We start from the raw sequence: 18,164 nt of genomic DNA on the forward strand, positions 1-18,164 counted from the left end.
AATCAGGCACCTGTTTTTCTGAACGTCACGGAGACGGGATTGTTGGCACCAAACTGCGCGCTACATTCTGCTACGTCATTATTGCCTGCCTTACAGGCGATTTCTGGCATCGGGTAACGTGACCCGTCGCTGCAACGTGCAGTGCTGCGACTTTTAATCATCAGGACCCCCGTTTCATGTAAGCCAGAGTAGAGGTCTGCACGACAGGAGACATTATTTCCCTGAACAATTCGTGCAGTGCCTTTGTTGTTCTGGATTTGATAACGAATAGTCGGCGCTTTACCCGTGACTTCGTCCTTCACATCCATCATGACGCGCCAGGTGCCATTGAGAAAACGGGTGGATCCCGTTTTGACCTGCAGCGCTTCCATCACCATCGCATCTTTCGGGATAGCCCCAATCACCACCGGTTTGGCGACGTGTTCCACTTTCTCAATTACCGGTTCCGGCGGGGCCACGACTTCGGCTGGATGCAATGGCAGCTGTGCAGTCAGAAGAGGCCGTGCTGGGGCAGGAAGCTCGACAGGTGCTGGGGGCGGCGTGCTGGCAGCCGTGTGCTCTGCTTTTGCGGGTGCTGGCGGGGTGCTGCTTTGTTGGTTAAGCAACAGTGGCGCAGCCACCGCGACGACCACCGCCGCTGCAATCGGCAGTGCCCATAAGCCGTATCGACGACGTTTTACCGGAACAGGTTCAGTGCCAGGGGTTACTGCGACAGGTGGCGGTGTGACAGGTTCAGCAACCGTCACTGGCGGCTCTTCCTGCGGCACGGTATTAACGGCAGGCATCGCTGTCAATAGAGGTTCGTCTGCATGATTGAAGGTGACGACGGTGGAAGCTTCTTCTTCCGGTTCCAGCTCAGGCTCAGCAATCACGATGGGCTCAGGAATGTCTTCCTTGCGCAAGCACTCCAGTACATCATCACGGGCGCTTTCGTTCAGGTTCACGAAGCCCCAGAAGGTAATCACGGGTTTGCCATCAACAAGAAAGACGTGGTTCTCGCCAGGGAATTGCAGGGCTTTTTCCAGCAAGGAACCAAATAACTGCTGCGCCGTTTTTGGCGATTGCAGGCACTTACGGCTTAGTGCACTGGCGCTGTCCAGGGTGCTGTCGAGGAAACGCAGAGCGCGGAAACGCGCCTCTTCTTCCGCTGCTTTCCAGGCAACAGAACTGCCTTCAATCGGGGAATACCAGTCAACCCGATCGCCTTCGTCATTGACCTGCGGTATGGCCAGACAGTCAACCAGTGCCTGCTGCTTACGCAGACGCAGGGCTTCACGAATTTGCAGTGCCGAATCGAAGACGGCCTGACCACCACCACCAACAGCCTGGAAATCATCCAGATCGCCGCTGCGTAAGAGAGTTTTTGCCACGTTTTCATCCCATAGACTTTTTCACGCGTCTACTGTACGCAATGTCCCAACAAGCAAACGGTAGAAGAGAGCGCAAAACCGTTGAATTCTCGACGCATTGCTCGCGCATGGAATTCTTGACGGCGCGAAGTTTGCTTAAGTTGAATTTTTAATTTAATTCTGGTGAAGAATTCAGCAAAAACAACTGGTTTAGAATAACCTGATAGTGAATCGTTATTTGCCAGTTCACTTCTGCTGTGCTGAGATTAATGCTTCAAATAAAAATAAGGTTTCAGACTATGATCGCAAGGAAAACACTGCTCGCCCTGGCGCTGAGTACATTACTCCCGGCTGGTGCTACATGGGCCGCCAACAATGACACCATTGTTTACTGCTCAGAAGCCTCTCCCGAGTCCTTCAACCCGCAAATCGCCAGCTCTGGTCCGTCGTTTGTTGCCAGCTCCCAGGTGCTTTATAACCGACTGGTGAATTTTGATCCGGTAAAAAATACACCGGTACCTTCTCTTGCGACAGACTGGACCATTTCCCCGGATGGCAAAACCTATACCTTTACGTTGCGCCAGGGCGTGAAATTCAACAGCAATAAATTCTTTAAACCGACGCGCGATTTTAACGCGGATGACGTTATTTTTTCCGTCATGCGTCAGAAAGATCTGAACCACCCTTATCATAATGTTTCGAAAGGAAATTACGAATATTTCAGTGATGTTGGCTTAGATAAACTGATTCAGGAAGTTAAAAAAGTCGACGACTATCACGTTCAGTTTGTACTGAGTGAGCCAAATGCAGCCTTCCTGGCTGACTGGGGGATGGATTTTGCCTCTATTCTCTCTGCGGAATACGCCGATGCGATGCTGAAAAAAGGCACACCAGAAAACGTCGACAACTGGCCAATTGGCACCGGGCCGTATGTCCTGCAACAGTACAAAGCGGATGCGCAGATTCGTTATCTGGCAAATCCCAACTACTGGGACGGCGCAGTGCCAACCAAGCATCTGATTTTTGCTATCACCCCGGATGTACAAACCCGTCTGGCAAAACTGCAAACCAACGAATGTCAGATTATCCCGGCACCTGCTCCAGTACAATTTGACCAGATTAAGGGCAACAAAGACCTGACGCTGCACACCGTGGACGCGCTTAACGTTGGTTACCTGGCATTCAACACCGAGAAGAAACCGTTTGATAACGCGCTGGTGCGTCAGGCACTGAACTACGCAACCGACAAAAAAGCGATTATCGATGCAGTCTTCCTGGGTTCCGCGACCGTGGCAAAATCGCCGCTGCCGCCAAATATGCTTGGCTACAAAAAAGACCTGAAAGACTACAGTTACGATCCGGAAAAAGCCAAAGCGTTGCTGAAGCAGGCCGGGCTGGAAAAAGGCTTTGAAACTACCCTGTGGTCCATGCCGGTACAGCGTCCGTATAACCCGAATTCCCGTCGCATTGCAGAGATGATTCAAAGTGACTGGGCGAAAGTGGGCGTCAAAGCGAAGATTGTCTCTTACGAATGGGGCGAATATCTGGCCGGTATGCGTCGTGGTGAACATGATACGGCGCTCTTTGGCTGGATGTCCGATAACGGTGATCCGGATAACTTTGCCGACACCTTGCTGGGGTGCAACAGCGTTAAGAGTGGTTCTAATGCCGCACGCTGGTGCGATAAAGCGTATGATGGCCCGGTACAACAGGCCAAACTGACCAGCGATCCGGCAAAACGCGCTGCACTCTATGGTCAGGCACAAGAGGTGTTCTACCAGCAGGCGCCGTGGATCCCACTGGCTAACGGTAAAACCTTCTACGCCACCCGCAGCAACGTTAGCGGTTACAGCGTCAGTTTGATGGGCAGTGATTTTTCAAAAGCAAAACTGAATTAACAGGAGTTGGCATGTCACATCTGGATGAGGTTGTCGCCCGCGTGGATAGCACCATTGAGGAGAGCGTCATTACCCACATGAATGAATTGCTGGTGGAGTTAAGCAATGATGAAGCGCTGAGCCGGGACGATCGTTACGCCCAGCAACAGCGCCTGCGCCAGGCGATTTTTCATAAGGGGCGTCATCATAAGGAAGAGCTTGAAGCCCGCCATGAGCAGCTCACCAAAGGTGGCACCATTCTGTAAGTTCAAAACTGGCGTCTGGCGACCAGCCAGGCGCCAATTACCAGCAAGACCGCACCACATACTGGCCCTACCAGCGCTTTTAGTGCCACGCCCTGACTTCTTACCACATCCATCACCAACCCGCCGATCAACTGACTGGCGACCAGCACAGCGATAGTGGTGGCGGCCCCAACATATTGATAACCGCTGATGCTGGCAAACACAAAGAACGAGCCGAGCAGACCGGGAATTATAGTCCACCAGTGCACGGTCGAGGCCAGTTCGCTAAACCCGGCAGTACCGTGCTTAATCAGCAAAATGCTGACGAACAGGACAATACCGACCAGTGAGTTCAGTAGCATGGCGATAAGAATAGTGGAGGCGGACTGGGTGATGCGCACCATCAGCATATTTTGCACCACCAGACCAATGCCCGCGGCAACAAGAAAGCAGACTGTCAGGGTTTGGTTCATCAGATAGCGTCCGGATCCTGGCGGTCATCCAGCTGTAGTTGCAGGAAGGTGAGATCCAGCCAGCGCCCGAATTTGGTTCCCACCTGCGGCATCTGCGCCGTCAGTTTGAAACCCAGTTTTTCGTGCAGGTGGATAGATGCGCCATTCTGTGACTCGATCCCCGCCACCATCACGTGTTTGCCAATTTTTTTCGCTTCTTCAATCAGTCTCACCATCAGAGTCTGACCGATTTTTTTGCCCTGGTAGTCCGGGTGTACGTAGACGGAATGTTCAACGGTATGTCGAAAACCGTCAAATGCACGCCAGTCACCAAAGGAAGCGTAACCGGTCACAACGCCATTCTCTTCACTCACCAGTACCGGGTAGCCCAGGAGCGCACGGGCTTCAAACCAGGCAATGCGGTTATCCACATCAACCGTTTTATCATTCCAGATGGCGGCGGTATGCAGAACGGCATGGTTGTAGATCTCTGCGATTGCCGCGCAGTCTTCTTTTAAGGCATAACGAATGTTCATGGTTGAACCTCAGTGGTTGTTCACTATAGTATTACGATATGAATACTATCTCAGACAATATAAATCAACGGATCAGTGCGCGAATTCGCGTTGAGCGTGAGTCAAGAGGCTGGTCGCTGAGCGACCTGGCTGAGCGAGCAGGGGTATCCCGTGCCATGATCCACAAAATTGAACGCGCCGAGAGCAGCCCGACGGCGGCGCTGCTCGCGCGTCTCTCCGGTGCCTTTGGCATTAGCATGTCCACGCTGATTGCCCGTGCAGAAATGCAGGAAGGGAAATTATTGCGTTTTGCCGACCAGCCTGTCTGGCGTGATCCGCAAAGTCACTATCTGCGCCGTCATCTTTCACCGAAGGGCGATATTCCTGTCGATTTGGTACAAATCGAGTTGCCCGCCGAAAGCGATATTCCTATGCCAGCATCGGCCTATCTGCATGCCCGACAGCTCATCTGGCTGCAAGAAGGAGAGTTGGTCTTTGTTGAAGGTGATGTTCGCCATGAAATGAAAGCGGGCGATTGCCTGGAACTGGGCCCGCCGAATGATTGTCGTTTTATCAACGAAACGCCCGAAAGCTGCCGTTACCTCATTGTGCGTTTAAATCCCGGTAGCGCGTAAAGCCAACCATTTTCTGAGTGCCCTGGTTTAGGCTGTCACCCCCCAATGTTTGTGAGTGCAAATAACGCGCAGACGTGGAGGATACATCCTATTATCTATAGATATTTTTCTGGCACTGGAGAGCTGTATGACGCAAGAACGCGAACACAACCGCCGCTGGGTACTGGCATCACGGCCACAAGGTGCGCCGGTAACTGAAAATTTCCGACTGGAAAAGGACGCCGTCGCCGTGCCTGAAGAAGGCCAGGTGTTGCTCCGTACTGTTTTTTTGTCGCTTGACCCTTATATGCGCGGTCGCATGAGTGATGCGCCGTCCTATTCGCCACCCATTGCGATTGGTGAGGTGATGTGCGGTGGCACGGTCAGCCGTGTCGTGCACTCCCGCCATTCTGATTTCCAGGAGGGTGACTGGGTATTGGGTTACAGCGGCTGGCAGGACTATGAGATTTCCAACGGTGACGGTCTGGTGAAATTGGGCGACAAGCCAGCGCACCCGTCGTGGGCGCTCGGTATCCTGGGGATGCCAGGTTTTACTGCCTATATGGGACTGCTGGACATTGGTCAGCCGAAAGCAGGTGAAACACTGGTGGTTGCTGCGGCAACTGGCCCGGTCGGCGCAACGGTAGGCCAGATTGGCAAGCTCAAAGGCTGCCGGGTTGTTGGCGTTGCCGGTGGGGCAGAGAAATGCCGTCATGCCGTTGATGTTCTTGGGTTTGATGCCTGTCTGGATCACCGTGCGGACGATTTTGCTGCGCAACTTGCTGCGGCCTGCCCGAAAGGTATCGATGTCTATTTTGAAAACGTCGGCGGTGCCGTATTCGATGCTGTTCTGCCGTTGTTGAATACTTCAGCACGAATTCCATTATGCGGCCTGGTCAGCGGTTATAATGCAACAGAATTGCCGGCGGGTCCTGACAGGGTTCCGTTATTAATGGCAACCTTATTGAAAAAACGCATACGATTGCAGGGCTTTATTATCAGCCAGGATTATGGTCACCGTATTAACGAATTCCAGAGAGATATGACGCAATGGATCGCAGACGGCAAGATTCAATATCGTGAGCAGATAACTGAAGGTTTGAAAAGTGCACCTGATTCATTTATAGGTATGCTTGCGGGTAAAAACTTCGGTAAAGTCGTGATTCAGATTGGTTCTGAAGACTAAAGTGATGATGACGGTGAAAACCGTCATCATATTTCGTGCAAAATTTTTAAAAACAGCTTTAATTAACCATGCATAAGGAATCGATGACCTTAAGGCAACGGTTTCTGGTAGTTGTGCATAATAAATAACTAATTGTTCTAACATTCACGTGACAATCCAATACCAGGCATGCTTTTGCATAATCTATCCTAGAGACATTATGATCTCGGACACGCTACCAGGCTGATAATTAATAAGAATTTTTACAGGATACTCACATGCTTGACTTGGAAAAAGCGCAGCGAACGAGCCTTACTATGCAAGTAGAGGCAAGTTTGAAAAGTGCGCTTATTATTGGTGCGCTTAAACCAGGCGCACGACTCATTACGAAAGAAATTGCGGATCAGCTCGGCACCAGTATTACTCCGGTAAGAGAAGCATTACTTCGTCTTGTTTCTGCGGGTGCACTTCACGCTACCCCAGCGCAGGCTTTTTTAGTGCCTGAAGTAAATCTTGAACGCTACAGTGAAATTAATCATATTCGTAAAAATCTGGAAGGAATGGCGGTACGTGCTGCGAGTCAAAATATGACCACAGCAATACTCCATGAATTACGAAGCCTTGCGGATGTTTTCCATGAAGCGGTTAAAAGCGGGAATACAGAACTCTCTTTACAGACTAATCGTGTATTCCGTTTTGCGGTATATCATTATGCCGGTATGCCAACGCTAATGGCTATTATTGAACAATTATGGGTTCGTATTGGCCCATGCTTTAATTACCTTTATCCTTCATCCCATGAGTTAATGCGTGGACATGATTACGGTGATTTATTAGCCGCACTGGAAAGAGGCGATGGAGCCGCCTGCGAGAAAGCACTGTGCCGAGCTATTGATGATGGCGCTATCATTCTGCGTAAGCAGTTTTATAGCTGACAGATAATCAGCTATCGAAACAATGCAATAAAATTTCACGATCTCTTTCATGCTCCTCACTGATAATTTGTCATAGAGGAGCATCGATATCACGTTTTTGCCACAAAATTTGCCTTCGCCCTGAAAAACCACCCCCCTATGCCGATAACTCAATGGTGCGCAGTCAGGCGCTAACATTGATGTGAAGCAAGGAGTCCCGGATGTCTTTCAGCCAAGGGTTGAGCAATATAAATATCAGTAAAAAACTGTCGGTAGGGTTTGGTGTCGTTCTGTTTCTGGTCGCCATTGCTACCGTTCTGAGCGTGCTACGATTTAAAGAAATCCGCGATGTCTACGAAAAAACAAATCTGATTTATAACGTCAATATTGAGGTCTTCCAGGCCAAAATTAACCGTCTTAAGTACCTCTATGGCGATGATAAAGCCGGGCAATTGATGTCGGGTTTTGTGAAACATGCCTCGGAGTTAACGGCCAGCGCTGAAGAGATGAGCTGGACCGAGAAAGAGAAGGGCTATCTGACCGCACTGAATGGTCACCTGGCCAAGTTCCAGAGTAGTGCCACAGAAATGCAGCAGGCAACGAATACCCTCAATACCGTACGTGCGTCACTTGACCAACTTGCAGCGCAGGATCAAAAGCCTAAATTTACGACCTTAATCCGAACGCCAGTCTCAGACAGCACGGTTTCCGGGCAAATTTTCGATCAGTTGATCAATATCAGCAGCGTGCGTGATGCCGCACTGGTATTGCGCTTTAGCCCGACCAAAGAAGCGCGAGATTTACTGGATAAGCGTTTCAATGAGACAAAAACCTCAGTGCAGACGCTTTCATCGCAGCTGCCAGGTGACATTCAGGATCCGTTGCAGGCTTTGTGGGCAGATACCAGCAAATATTACGATCTCAGTGCCAGTTATTATGCTGCGGTACAGGGGCTGAAAGTCGCGGAAGATAAAGTAAAAGTGGGTGGTGATGAAAGCAGCGCCGACATCAAACAGTTACTGGGTCTGGTGAAAACGCATAATGATGCACTGGCTAATACCTCCAGTACCATTGCGGCGATTATTGGTCTGATTGCCATCCTGATTGGTGTGTTGGTCTCCTGGTGGATTATCCGTCAGATTACCCGTCCGGTGGTGCACAACCTGGCACTCGCCGAGCGTATTGCCAGCGGTGACCTCAGTTCAGAAATTACGGCTCACAGCCAGGATGAACTGGGTAAACTGACCGGTGCGATGGGGCGTATGAACAGCAAACTGCGCGAGATGATTTTTGAAGTGCGCAACAGCGTGTCGCAGGTTTCTCGTGCGGCAACGGAAATTGCCGAAGGCAATACCGACTTGTCTTCCCGTACCGAGCAGCAGGCAGCCGCGGTGGTTGAAACCGCAGCCAGCATGGAAGAGTTAACGGCAACAGTGAAAAACAATGCCGATAACGCCCGTAATGCCAGTCGTCTCGCCGCTCAGGCCTCCACGACGGCCAGTGAAGGTGGTCAGGTGATGCGTGAAGTGGTCAATACCATGAACGACATCAATACCAGCTCCAGCAAGATTGCCGATATCACCGCCGTTATTAACAGCATTGCTTTCCAGACCAATATTCTGGCGCTGAATGCCGCAGTGGAAGCCGCACGTGCGGGTGAGCAGGGGCGTGGCTTTGCGGTCGTTGCCAGCGAAGTCCGTAACCTGTCGCAACGCAGTTCGCAGGCAGCAAAAGATATTGAACACTTGATCAGTGAGTCTGTGTCACGCATCACCAGAGGCAGCGATCTGGTGGTGAAAGCCGGTGCGACCATGGATGAAGTGGTGCAGTCTGTAACCCGCGTAAATGACATTATGGGTGAGATCTCTTCGGCTTCTGAAGAGCAGAGCCGTGGTATTGAGCAGATTGCGCGTGCGGTCAGTGAGCTCGACAGCACTACGCAGCAGAATGCGTCGCTGGTGAGCGAGTCGTCAACAGCGGCAGGGTCGCTGGAAGAGCAGGCACGGCTTCTGGAGCAACTGGTGGCGACGTTCCGTCTGGACGCGGGTGGGGCACCTGTCTCTTCCTCTCAACCGTTGCTGCGTCCTGTGTTGAAGTCGACGCCGCGCGCGAAAGCGCCGGAGAGTAATGATGACGGTTGGACGACGTTCTGATTGAGGTTTCGGGGTTCAGATAACTTTGGGGTGAGGTGAAACAGGCAGCACCGAGGTTTGTCTCCCTCTGCCTTTGGGAGAAGGCCGGGGTGAGGGCAAGCAGGCGGCACTGAAGTTTGTTCCGTTCACCTCCAGACCTGCTGAATATACAACGTTCGTCACCCGTGAACGTGCAAAGGGGGCTTGCCGCCGCCCCCTTTGCCATCCCCGCGGCCCCGCCCGGAAACCGGTGCTGCGCACTGCGCTCACCTCCCGACCGTCAGCCTGCGGTCGGTTTGACTCGCTGTCCTGGCTCGACAAACCTCTGCCCGCCCTCCCTGGCGGCCAGCCCTTGTCTTCCGGTCTCCGGCTCGCCGATTTCAGCGGGGACACAACCCCCTCGCGGCAAGCCCGAAACGAAAATGAAAATGGAATGGCTGTAGCGTTTCTTCAGGGAAACAGCGAAACCAGTTTTTCTTTGTTGCAGTGACATGCAGCGAGGGTTTTCTGGTCCGGCTGAAAATCGATGAGGCGTTGGCGGCTGACCGGGGCCGTCCACATGGATGTGGACGGAGGGGATAGCCTACAAGGATGTAGGCTGGTCCCCGACCCGATAGTCAGACGGAAAAAGACGAGTGGACCGCGAAGCGGCGATTTTCCTGGCCGGGAGCCTGGGTTGCGAGGGAGGCGGCGGCGAGCCTCACTCGCACGTTCACGAGTGCAGTTGTTTCAGAGAAGCAATGCATTTACAGTGAACGGAACCATTCCACTTACCGAAAAGATATCCATTCACCAGTAATCACTGACAACTATCACTCAAACCGATACGCCACTGACAACCCCACACCATAATTCCGACCCGGTGCCGGCTCGTAATAACGACCATTCGACTCGTTAACAATCACCGAACCCACATATTCCCGATCGAAAAGATTGTCCACACGACCAAACACATCCATTCCCCAGTTACCGTAATTAAACTTATATCCGGTATTCAGACCCACCACGGTCCAGGAGGGCGCAACCGCCGTATTTTCATCATCGGCGGCAATATTACTCAGATAGCGAATGTCGGCTCCTGCATACCAGCCTTCCTCCGGCACATAACCTAAAGAGGCGAAGCCCATATTGCGGGCGATCCCCGGAATGCGATTGCCATTACAGTTGCTGTCAGAGCACACATCATCGCTACGGTAGGTCGCATCAAGATAGGTCCACGCCACTTTTGCCCGCCAGTTCCCGGCGAACTGCTGATCGAGCGACAGCTCCGCGCCCTGACGGCGGGTTTTACCCGCATTTTTATAAGTCGTGCGGCCGCCGCTACTGGTGTCGGTCACGATCTCATTATCCGTATCGGTACGGAAGAGTGCCGCACTCAGTAACCCATTGCCCAGGCGTGTCTTACTGCCAATTTCGACCGTGTCACTGGTTGCTGGTTTCAGGCCAAAGTTAAGCCCGGACTGATTACCGGAACGGTAAGAGAGTTCGTTAATGGTCGGCGTTTCAAAGCCACGTCCGGCGGCGGCATCGAGATTCCAGCCATCGGTCACGGCGTACTTCAGCGAGCCCACCGGCAGCCATTTATGGTAATTAGCGTCGCCGCTGTCATCGCCATTGCTGGCAGTAATATAGTGGTCGTTGGAATCAAACCAGACATTGCTGTAACGCACGCCTGCATCCAAAGACAATTTCGACGTCAACTGCCAGCTCGTTTGCAGATAAGGATCGACGTTCCACATCAGATTACGTTCGTTACGGCGCAAATTACCTTCACGACCATAATCCGGCGCACCGTTTACCATCACGAAGTTTTCGTAACCCTTGCGATCTTCGCTCATGTTTTCGTAATTCAGACCACCGGTCACCGTTACCGGGATAAACAGTTCACCACGGTGGGTCCAGCGAGTATCAATACCCTGATAGTGACGCGTCAGATCGATTACCCCACCCGCATGTTTTGCATTTAACTGCGGCGCACGGGGAATAGACTGGAACTGGGTGGTTTCACGCTCACCGGCATACATCGTGACGCTAAAATCATCCTGCTCACTGAACTGACGATCGTAACGCAGCCCGGCCTGAGTTTGTTTCACTGTTTTACGTGTGTTGTACTGCTCGGCACGAGGCGACTGGCGGGGATTATCGCGCCATTCATCACGTGTTAACCCGCCCGGATCATTGGCTTTGATATCCACACTATTAAACATCAGCGTTAATTTGCTGACATCATCGATGCGTACGCCGAGTTTGGCGTTTGCCAGATTTTTACGTGCGTCACTGCGATCACGATAACCGTGGGTAGTGAAGCGGGTGGTTGAAACCGTGTAATCCACATCGCCAGGCTGAGTGCCATCACCGACAGCCTCTGTCGCTTTCGTACCGTAGCGCCAGCTTCCATAGCTACCGTAATAACTGCTGGCTTCAACTGTGGTGGGCTGGCGGCCGGTTTCTGTTTTCACATTAATCACACCGCCGGAGGCATTGCCATACAGGGCTGAGAACGGGCCTCGCAGCACTTCCACGCTGTCCACGCTATTAAGATCGATATTCGACGTCTGCCCCTGACCGTCAGGCATTGTCGCCGGAATACCATCGACATACAGGCGAATACCTCGCACGCCATATGTCGAGCGAGACCCAAACCCACGGATGGAGAGCTGGAGATCTTGTGCGTAATTCTGCCGATTTTGTACCTGCAATCCTGGTACGCTTGCCAGTGATTCCGAGAGGTTAATTTGCGGTGTAGCCTGGCGAATATCATCTCCAGTGACAACGCTCACCGCGGCGGGTGTATCCAGTTCAGAAACCCCATCGGGCGTAGCGCTGACGATCATGGTTTGTTCGTTTTCAGCAGCCCATACGGCAGGTGCGAGTAAGACAGGCAAAAGAAGCGCAATTCTTGACAGTGCGAATGTGTTCATGTGTAGACCAAAATGAGAGACGAACCAAATGGAACATGTCCGCAATGTTAATATTTTTGACAAATTATGAAAACCTTAACGGCACATTACGTTAATGCATAGTGTAGAAAAAAAGGAGAAGGGTAAAGGAAGTGTAATTTACTCTCTACATTGCTACTCATAATGATTACTATTCTCAGTTGAAAAGGCGATGCCATGACGTCGCCGAAAGGACAGCATGTGAAGCAGTTATAAACGTAATTATCAAAGGGAGTCGTCATGTCTTTACGTCATTTATGCACACCGCGTCTGCGTGGTTCTCTGTTACTCGGCTCATTACTGTTGGCGGGCGCATTCAATACCCAGGCGGCAGACGAGATGCTGCGCAAGGCTGTGGGCAAAGGTGCTTACGAGATGGCCTACAGCCAACAGGAAAATGCGTTGTGGGTGGCTACCTCACAAAGCCGCAAACTGGACAAGGGTGGGGTGGTTTACCGTCTGGATCCGGTTTCTCTGGAAGTGACACAGGTCATTCATAACGATCTGAAACCGTTTGGTGCCACCATCAATAACCGTACCCAGACGCTGTGGTTTGGTAACACCACCAATAGCGCAGTGACGGCGGTGGATGCCAAAACCGGTGAAGTGAAGGGTCGCCTGGTGCTGGATGATCGTAAACGCAGCGAAACCGTACGCCCACTGCAACCGCGCCAGTTGACCGTAGATGAAGCGACTAACACCGTGTATATCACCGGCATTGGTAAAGAGAGCGTCATTTGGGCCGTCGACGGTGAGACAGTGAAACTGAAAGCCACTATTGCAAACACCGGCACTTTCAGTACGGGTCTGGCGATCGACTCAGCGGCAAAACGCCTGTACAGCACCAATGCGGATGGCGAACTGGTGACTATCGATACCGCTTCCAACAAAGTGCTGAGCCGTAAAAAGCTGCAGGATGATGGCAAAGAACACTTCTATCTGAACCTGAGTCTGGACACCGCAGGTCACCGTGCCTTTATCACCGATTCTAAAGAGCCAGAAGTGCTGGTTGTAGATATCCGTGACGGCAAAGTGCTGCAGAAAGTTGCTGCACCTGAGTCACTGGCGGTGCTGTTCAACCCAACCCGCAATGAAGCTTATGTGACCCATCGCAAAGCGGGTAAAGTGAGCGTAATCGACGGGAAAACCTATAAAGTGGTTAAGACGTTTGAAACGCCAACCTACCCGAACAGCATGGTACTCTCCCCGGACGGCAAAACGCTGTACGTCAGCGTGAAACAAGCCTCCACCAAAGAGAAAGAAGCGACCGATCCGGATGATGTGATTCGCATCGCGCTTTAATCCGCACCCATAAAAAAGCCAGCCGGTGTAAACCTGGCTGGCTTTTTTGTGAACCTACCGCAGTTGATTACTTCGCGGATTGTTCCACAAGCGGAGCATCAGTAGTGGCTGCATCCTGGGCGACCGGCGCGGTGCTATGGATAGCAGCAACACGCTTACGTACGCCGAACCAGCCCACAACCAGCAGGATAACCAGCAGCGGAATAGAACCGATAGTCAGGGTGCCGTTCGGGTAGTCGAATGCCATCAGGACCAGAACGCTGAAGAGGAACAACAGTGTCAGCCATGAGGTGAACGGGGCACCCGGCATCTTAAAGCTGACTTCTGCGGCACGACCTTCTTTGATCGCTTTACGCAGGCACATCTGGCACACCACAATGAATGCCCAGGAAGCAATGATGCCTACAGACGCCTGGTTCAGAACGATTTCAAACACTTGAGCAGGAACCAGATAGTTCAGGAACACGCCCACCACATACACGGCCAACGTAGCGAGAATGCCCGCGTATGGTACGTGCTGCTTGCTCATTTTGGACATGAACTGCGGTGCAGAACCGCCCATCGACATGGAGCGCAGAATACGGCCGGTGCAGTACAAGCCAGAGTTCAGGCTCGACAGCGCAGCAGTCAGGACCACGATGTTCATCACATCGCCCATGTACGGCACGCCCAGTTTGGAGAAGAAGGTCACGAACGGGCTCTGACCAGGCTGGTAAGCAAACCATGGCAGCAACAGAACCAACAACACAACGGAACCCACGTAGAACAGACCAATACGCCAGATGACGCTGTTGATCGCTTTCGGCACGGTTTTTTCCGGGTCTTTACATTCACCTGCCGCCGTACCCACGAATTCGATGGAGGCGAAGGCGAAGACCACACCCTGAATCAATACCAGAGCAGGCAGCAGACCGTGTGGGAAGAAACCGCCGTTATCGGTTATCAAATGGAAGCCAGTAGCATTGCCGTCCAGCGGTTTTCCGGAACCCAGGAAGATGGTCCCGACGACGAGGAAGGCAACAATTGCCAGCACTTTAACCAGCGCGAACCAGAACTCCATCTCAGCGAACCATTTCACGCCGATCATGTTCATAGTACCGACAATAGCCAGTGCGCCCAGCGCGAAGACCCACTGAGGGACGTCACCAAACGCACCCCAATAATGCATATATAACGCAACGGCGGTGATATCGACGATACCGGTCATCGCCCAGTTAACGAAGTACATCCAGCCAGCAACGTAGGCGGCTTTTTCACCCAAAAACTCACGGGCATAAGAGACAAAGCTACCACTGGACGGGCGGTGTAAAACCAGTTCGCCCAGCGCACGTAAAATAAAGAAGGAGAAGATACCGCAGACCAGATAAACGATAGCCAGTGACGGCCCCGCCATCTGCAGACGCGCACCCGCGCCTAAAAATAACCCTGTGCCAATCGCGCCGCCGATGGCGATCATCTGTACCTGGCGGTTGCCCATCGCTTTGTTGTAACCCTCTTCATGAGAGTTTAACCAGCGTCGTTTTGCGGCCTGATGGTCCGCCGCGTTATTCTCAGTTGTTTTCATTATGTACCTGTTGACCTGTCTGAACCTTTTGGGAATTCCTCGCCCCCGGAGAGCTAAAACCAAACGTTTGCTTTACCGGGAAAGTGTCCTGCCTTTTCAATCATTCTACGTATGAATAAGACAAAACATGGCGGAGCATCCTACCCGCAATCTTTTTCCGACGCAAAAGATACCAGAGGAAAAACCGATGATGATAAGTCGAAATTGTGAAGTCACCAGCAGTCAGTAGATTAACCGATTCCACATGGCGCAATTGACGGCATATTTGACTAATTATGCAGCTTAGCTACATAGGTTTTAGCAGCATTTTCTTAAGGGCTATTTAAGAAAGACCATAAGTTATGATAATACCCCTGCGCCGTGGGCGGGTTTACTTTGCAAATTTATTGCTTATTTAATGTAAATTAATTGTTTCACAAAGGGTGGTGCGGCTCTCAATAATGCCTCTATCGTAACCAACCTGAGTTCTCTGCATGTCTTATCGTTTGAGTTTGCTGGATAAAAGCCCCATCGCGGAAAACGACACCGCGCAGAACGCCCTGGCACGTACGCTCACCCTGGCTCGTGAGGCTGAAGCGTGGGGATTTCACCGTTTCTGGATTGCTGAACATCACAATACGCCTCAACTCGCCAGCCCTTCACCAGAGCTCCTTATTGCCTGGATTGCCGGGCAAACTCAGCGTATTCGGGTAGGGTCTGGTGGTGTCATGTTGCAGCATTACAGTCCGTACAAAGTGGCAGAGAACTTCAATGTGCTGGCTTCTTTGGCACCTGGACGTATCGATATCGGCATTGGTAAAGCCCCCGGCGGTTTGCCGCTCTCCACGCAGGCGTTGCAGCGTGGTCTGCATAATGAGGAAAAGGGGAGTTTTGCCCAGCAATTAAGTGAGCTGGACGGCTGGCTACAAAAAACGCCCATGAATGCGGATGCCGAATCTCTGGCGGCAACGCCGATCCCCACTGTCCGCGCGGAAAGTTTCCTGTTGGGGGCAAGTCTGGACAGCGCACGTCTTGCGGCAACGTTTGACTGGAACTTCGTATTCGCAGCCCATCTCAATGGTGACAAAACATTGTTACGTGACGTTGTCACTGAATGGCGGCGTGTGAGCCAGCGAGATCTCATTGTTGCCGTACAGGTCATCGTTGCCGAAACAGATAATGAAGCTGAACATCTGGCACAGCAGGTGGAAATCTGGGGCGTGGAACTGGAAAACGGGCAGCGAGTGAGTGTTTCCAACGAAGCTCAGGCGCAGGCTTTTGCGCGCCAGGCTGGTAGCCCGGCGGTGCGTATTTTCCGCAGAGAACCATCGCTCATCAAAGGAACGGCCAAAAGCGTCCTCGCCGGGCTGAATGCGCTGGCTGAGGAGTTCGGCATCGACGAATTTATTCTGGATAATCCCCTGGTGGAATCACCGGCCCGCATTACCTCCCTGCGGTTACTGGCCGATGCCTGGACATTGACCACGCGAGTTAAGGAGGTTGCACCATGAGTTTTGCCCAACAACTGATTGACTGGCGTCGTGAGCTGCATCAGTACCCGGAACTTTCCCTGCAGGAGTTTGAGACGACGCGCCGCGTGCGCCACTGGCTGGAAGACGCAGGATTACGCTTTGTACCCATCTCTTTACCTACCGGTGTGGTCGTTGAAGTGGGCCAGGGAGAGAAAACCATTGCGCTGCGTGCTGACATCGATGCGTTACCTATCCACGAGGTGGTGGATGTCCCTTTTGTCTCGCGCAATGAAGGGGTGATGCACGCCTGCGGGCATGACGTTCACACCAGCGTAATGCTCGGCGCAGCGCTGTTGCTCAAGGAGAGAGAGGAACAGCTTGCCGGAAAAGTCCGCATTTTATTCCAGCCTGCGGAAGAGAACTTTGGTGGTGCAAAGCGGTTGATTGAAGCAGGTGCTTTGAAAGATGTCAGCGCGATTTTTGGTATGCACAACGAACCCGGTTTACCGGTCGGTGCGTTTGCCACACGCGGCGGGCCGTTTTATGCCAACGTGGACCGGCTGGTGATAGAGGTCAACGGCAAAGGCGCGCATGCTGCCCGTCCGCAAGAAGGCAATGATGCCATTGTGATTGCCAGCCAACTGGTGGTGGCACTGCAAACTGTCGCCAGTCGTAACGTGGACACACTCGATTCCGTAGTGCTCAGCGTGACCCGTATCCAGGGGGGTAATACCTGGAACGTACTGCCAGAAAAGGTCGAGCTGGAAGGCACGCTGCGTACCCATCGTCATGAAGTCCGTGAATACGTTAAAGCGCGGGTTAACGACATTGCTGCCGGACTGGCGCTGGCCTTTAACGTGGAGATCAAGGTGCACTGGCATGCCGGACCATCGGCGCTGGTCAACAATGCGCAGTGGGCGACTTTCGCGCGTGACGTTGCCGACTGGCACGGTTACCAGACGAAAGAAGCCGATTTGCATATGGGCGGCGAGGATTTTGCGGTTTATCTCGAACAGATCCCCGGCGCATTCGTCAGTATCGGCAGTGCGAGCGAATACGGGTTACATCATCCTGCCTTTAACCCTGATGAAGCATTAATTGAAGAGGCCTCACGCTATTTCGCGCTGCTGGCGGAGAAAGCCTTACTGCAAGCGTAATCACAAAAAATCTTACCCTGGGCTGCTGCTCAGGGTGACCTGTTGCCTGAAAACGAGGAAGGATTATGTCAGAGACAAGACAACTGCGGCTGGGAACAATATTACACGGTGCTTCCGGAAATATGTCTGCATGGCGACATCCGGCTGCACTGGCAGATGCCAGTATTAATTTTTCGTTTGTGAAAGAGACGGCATTAAAAGCCGAAGCGGGCAAACTGGATTTTATTTTTGTCGCTGACGGTTTATATATTAATGAAAAATCAATTCCTCATTTTCTTAATCGTTTTGAACCTATCACGGTCTTATCGACACTGGCAGCAGTGACATCCCACCTGGGGCTGGTCGGCACATTGTCGACCTCCTACAGTGAACCCTTTACCGTTGCCCGCCAGTTTGCCAGTCTCGATCATCTCAGTAATGGGCGCGCAGGCTGGAACGTGGTGACGTCCCCGTTGGAAGGCTCGGCGAAGAACTTCTCCCGCAGCCAG

The 18,164-nt window shown here is 52.2% G+C and carries 15 protein-coding genes; 10 read left to right on the forward strand and 5 right to left on the reverse strand.

Going from position 1 to position 18,164, the window contains the following annotated elements:
* Positions 1-2: 2 nt before the first annotated feature.
* A complete protein-coding gene (locus AC5JPW_RS17890) occupies positions 3-1,370 on the reverse strand; it encodes an SrfA family protein (RefSeq protein ID WP_494242473.1) in 1,368 nt (455 codons plus the stop codon).
* 278 nt (positions 1,371-1,648) lie between these two features.
* On the opposite strand from AC5JPW_RS17890, the gene AC5JPW_RS17895 reads away from it, so the two are divergent.
* Together AC5JPW_RS17895 and AC5JPW_RS17900 are read left to right on the forward strand one after the other, a co-directional pair.
* The gene (locus AC5JPW_RS17895) at positions 1,649-3,247 is read left to right on the forward strand and encodes an ABC transporter substrate-binding protein (RefSeq protein WP_494242474.1); all 1,599 of its coding nucleotides are present in this window, start codon (positions 1,649-1,651) and stop codon (positions 3,245-3,247) included.
* Positions 3,248-3,258: 11 nt separating this feature from the next.
* The gene (locus AC5JPW_RS17900) at positions 3,259-3,492 is read left to right on the forward strand and encodes a DUF2526 family protein (RefSeq protein ID WP_494242475.1); all 234 of its coding nucleotides are present in this window, start codon (positions 3,259-3,261) and stop codon (positions 3,490-3,492) included.
* 2 nt (positions 3,493-3,494) lie between these two features.
* Here AC5JPW_RS17900 and AC5JPW_RS17905 read toward each other — a convergent pair whose 3' ends face one another.
* Both AC5JPW_RS17905 and AC5JPW_RS17910 read right to left on the reverse strand, forming a co-directional pair.
* Entirely contained in the window at positions 3,495-3,944 is a 450-nt protein-coding gene (locus AC5JPW_RS17905; protein WP_494242476.1) for a DMT family transporter, read from the reverse strand.
* On the reverse strand, positions 3,944-4,459 hold the full coding sequence (locus AC5JPW_RS17910; RefSeq protein ID WP_494242477.1) for a GNAT family N-acetyltransferase: 516 nt from the start codon (positions 4,457-4,459) through the stop codon (positions 3,944-3,946). Before AC5JPW_RS17910 ends, AC5JPW_RS17905 begins: the two co-directional genes overlap by 1 nt.
* Positions 4,460-4,497: 38 nt before the next feature.
* On the opposite strand from AC5JPW_RS17910, the gene AC5JPW_RS17915 reads away from it, so the two are divergent.
* The 4 genes from AC5JPW_RS17915 to AC5JPW_RS17930 all read left to right on the forward strand — a co-directional run bounded on the left by AC5JPW_RS17915 (position 4,498) and on the right by AC5JPW_RS17930 (position 9,284).
* Positions 4,498-5,073, forward strand: coding sequence for a helix-turn-helix domain-containing protein (locus AC5JPW_RS17915; protein ID WP_494242478.1), 576 nt, complete (start codon positions 4,498-4,500; stop codon positions 5,071-5,073).
* A gap of 127 nt (positions 5,074-5,200) precedes the next feature.
* The gene (gene curA / locus AC5JPW_RS17920) at positions 5,201-6,238 is read left to right on the forward strand and encodes an NADPH-dependent curcumin/dihydrocurcumin reductase (protein WP_494242479.1); all 1,038 of its coding nucleotides are present in this window, start codon (positions 5,201-5,203) and stop codon (positions 6,236-6,238) included.
* Between the two features lie 257 nt (positions 6,239-6,495).
* Complete coding sequence (locus AC5JPW_RS17925) at positions 6,496-7,152, forward strand: GntR family transcriptional regulator (protein ID WP_494242480.1); 657 nt, start codon at positions 6,496-6,498, stop codon at positions 7,150-7,152.
* Positions 7,153-7,352: 200 nt separating this feature from the next.
* Entirely contained in the window at positions 7,353-9,284 is a 1,932-nt protein-coding gene (locus AC5JPW_RS17930) for a methyl-accepting chemotaxis protein (protein ID WP_494242481.1), read from the forward strand.
* 791 nt (positions 9,285-10,075) lie between these two features.
* Here AC5JPW_RS17930 and pqqU read toward each other — a convergent pair.
* The gene (pqqU, locus tag AC5JPW_RS17935) at positions 10,076-12,184 is read right to left on the reverse strand and encodes a TonB-dependent receptor PqqU (protein ID WP_494242482.1); all 2,109 of its coding nucleotides are present in this window, start codon (positions 12,182-12,184) and stop codon (positions 10,076-10,078) included.
* A 258-nt stretch (positions 12,185-12,442) separates the two neighbouring features.
* Here pqqU and yncE point away from each other — a divergent pair, with 258 nt between their 5' ends.
* The gene (gene yncE / locus AC5JPW_RS17940; RefSeq protein ID WP_494242483.1) at positions 12,443-13,504 is read left to right on the forward strand and encodes a 7-bladed beta-propeller protein YncE; all 1,062 of its coding nucleotides are present in this window, start codon (positions 12,443-12,445) and stop codon (positions 13,502-13,504) included.
* Between the two features lie 67 nt (positions 13,505-13,571).
* Here yncE and ansP read toward each other — a convergent pair whose 3' ends face one another.
* The gene (gene ansP / locus AC5JPW_RS17945) at positions 13,572-15,068 is read right to left on the reverse strand and encodes an L-asparagine permease (RefSeq protein WP_494242484.1); all 1,497 of its coding nucleotides are present in this window, start codon (positions 15,066-15,068) and stop codon (positions 13,572-13,574) included.
* Between the two features lie 473 nt (positions 15,069-15,541).
* On the opposite strand from ansP, the gene AC5JPW_RS17950 reads away from it, so the two are divergent.
* From AC5JPW_RS17950 to AC5JPW_RS17960, 3 genes are all read left to right on the forward strand, one after another.
* Positions 15,542-16,558, forward strand: coding sequence for an MsnO8 family LLM class oxidoreductase (locus tag AC5JPW_RS17950; protein ID WP_494242485.1), 1,017 nt, complete (start codon positions 15,542-15,544; stop codon positions 16,556-16,558).
* Positions 16,555-17,676, forward strand: coding sequence for an amidohydrolase (locus tag AC5JPW_RS17955; protein WP_494242486.1), 1,122 nt, complete (start codon positions 16,555-16,557; stop codon positions 17,674-17,676). The genes AC5JPW_RS17950 and AC5JPW_RS17955 overlap by 4 nt, the downstream gene beginning before the upstream one ends.
* A gap of 65 nt (positions 17,677-17,741) precedes the next feature.
* A partial coding sequence (locus AC5JPW_RS17960; protein WP_494242487.1) for an LLM class flavin-dependent oxidoreductase occupies positions 17,742-18,164 on the forward strand: 423 nt, incomplete at its 3' end.

This window comes from Phytobacter sp. (genome assembly GCF_059074235.1).

Coding starts and splice junctions, on each gene's coding strand:
- AC5JPW_RS17950 (WP_494242485.1), top strand. CDS start 15,542: ATGTCTTATCGTTTGAGTTTGCTGGATAAAAGCCCCATCGCGGAAAAC.
- AC5JPW_RS17925 (WP_494242480.1), top strand. CDS start 6,496: ATGCTTGACTTGGAAAAAGCGCAGCGAACGAGCCTTACTATGCAAGTA.
- AC5JPW_RS17915 (WP_494242478.1), top strand. CDS start 4,498: ATGAATACTATCTCAGACAATATAAATCAACGGATCAGTGCGCGAATT.
- AC5JPW_RS17900 (WP_494242475.1), top strand. CDS start 3,259: ATGTCACATCTGGATGAGGTTGTCGCCCGCGTGGATAGCACCATTGAG.
- pqqU (WP_494242482.1), bottom strand. CDS start 12,184: ATGAACACATTCGCACTGTCAAGAATTGCGCTTCTTTTGCCTGTCTTA.
- ansP (WP_494242484.1), bottom strand. CDS start 15,068: ATGAAAACAACTGAGAATAACGCGGCGGACCATCAGGCCGCAAAACGA.
- yncE (WP_494242483.1), top strand. CDS start 12,443: ATGTCTTTACGTCATTTATGCACACCGCGTCTGCGTGGTTCTCTGTTA.
- AC5JPW_RS17905 (WP_494242476.1), bottom strand. CDS start 3,944: ATGAACCAAACCCTGACAGTCTGCTTTCTTGTTGCCGCGGGCATTGGT.
- AC5JPW_RS17910 (WP_494242477.1), bottom strand. CDS start 4,459: ATGAACATTCGTTATGCCTTAAAAGAAGACTGCGCGGCAATCGCAGAG.
- curA (WP_494242479.1), top strand. CDS start 5,201: ATGACGCAAGAACGCGAACACAACCGCCGCTGGGTACTGGCATCACGG.
- AC5JPW_RS17955 (WP_494242486.1), top strand. CDS start 16,555: ATGAGTTTTGCCCAACAACTGATTGACTGGCGTCGTGAGCTGCATCAG.
- AC5JPW_RS17895 (WP_494242474.1), top strand. CDS start 1,649: ATGATCGCAAGGAAAACACTGCTCGCCCTGGCGCTGAGTACATTACTC.
- AC5JPW_RS17930 (WP_494242481.1), top strand. CDS start 7,353: ATGTCTTTCAGCCAAGGGTTGAGCAATATAAATATCAGTAAAAAACTG.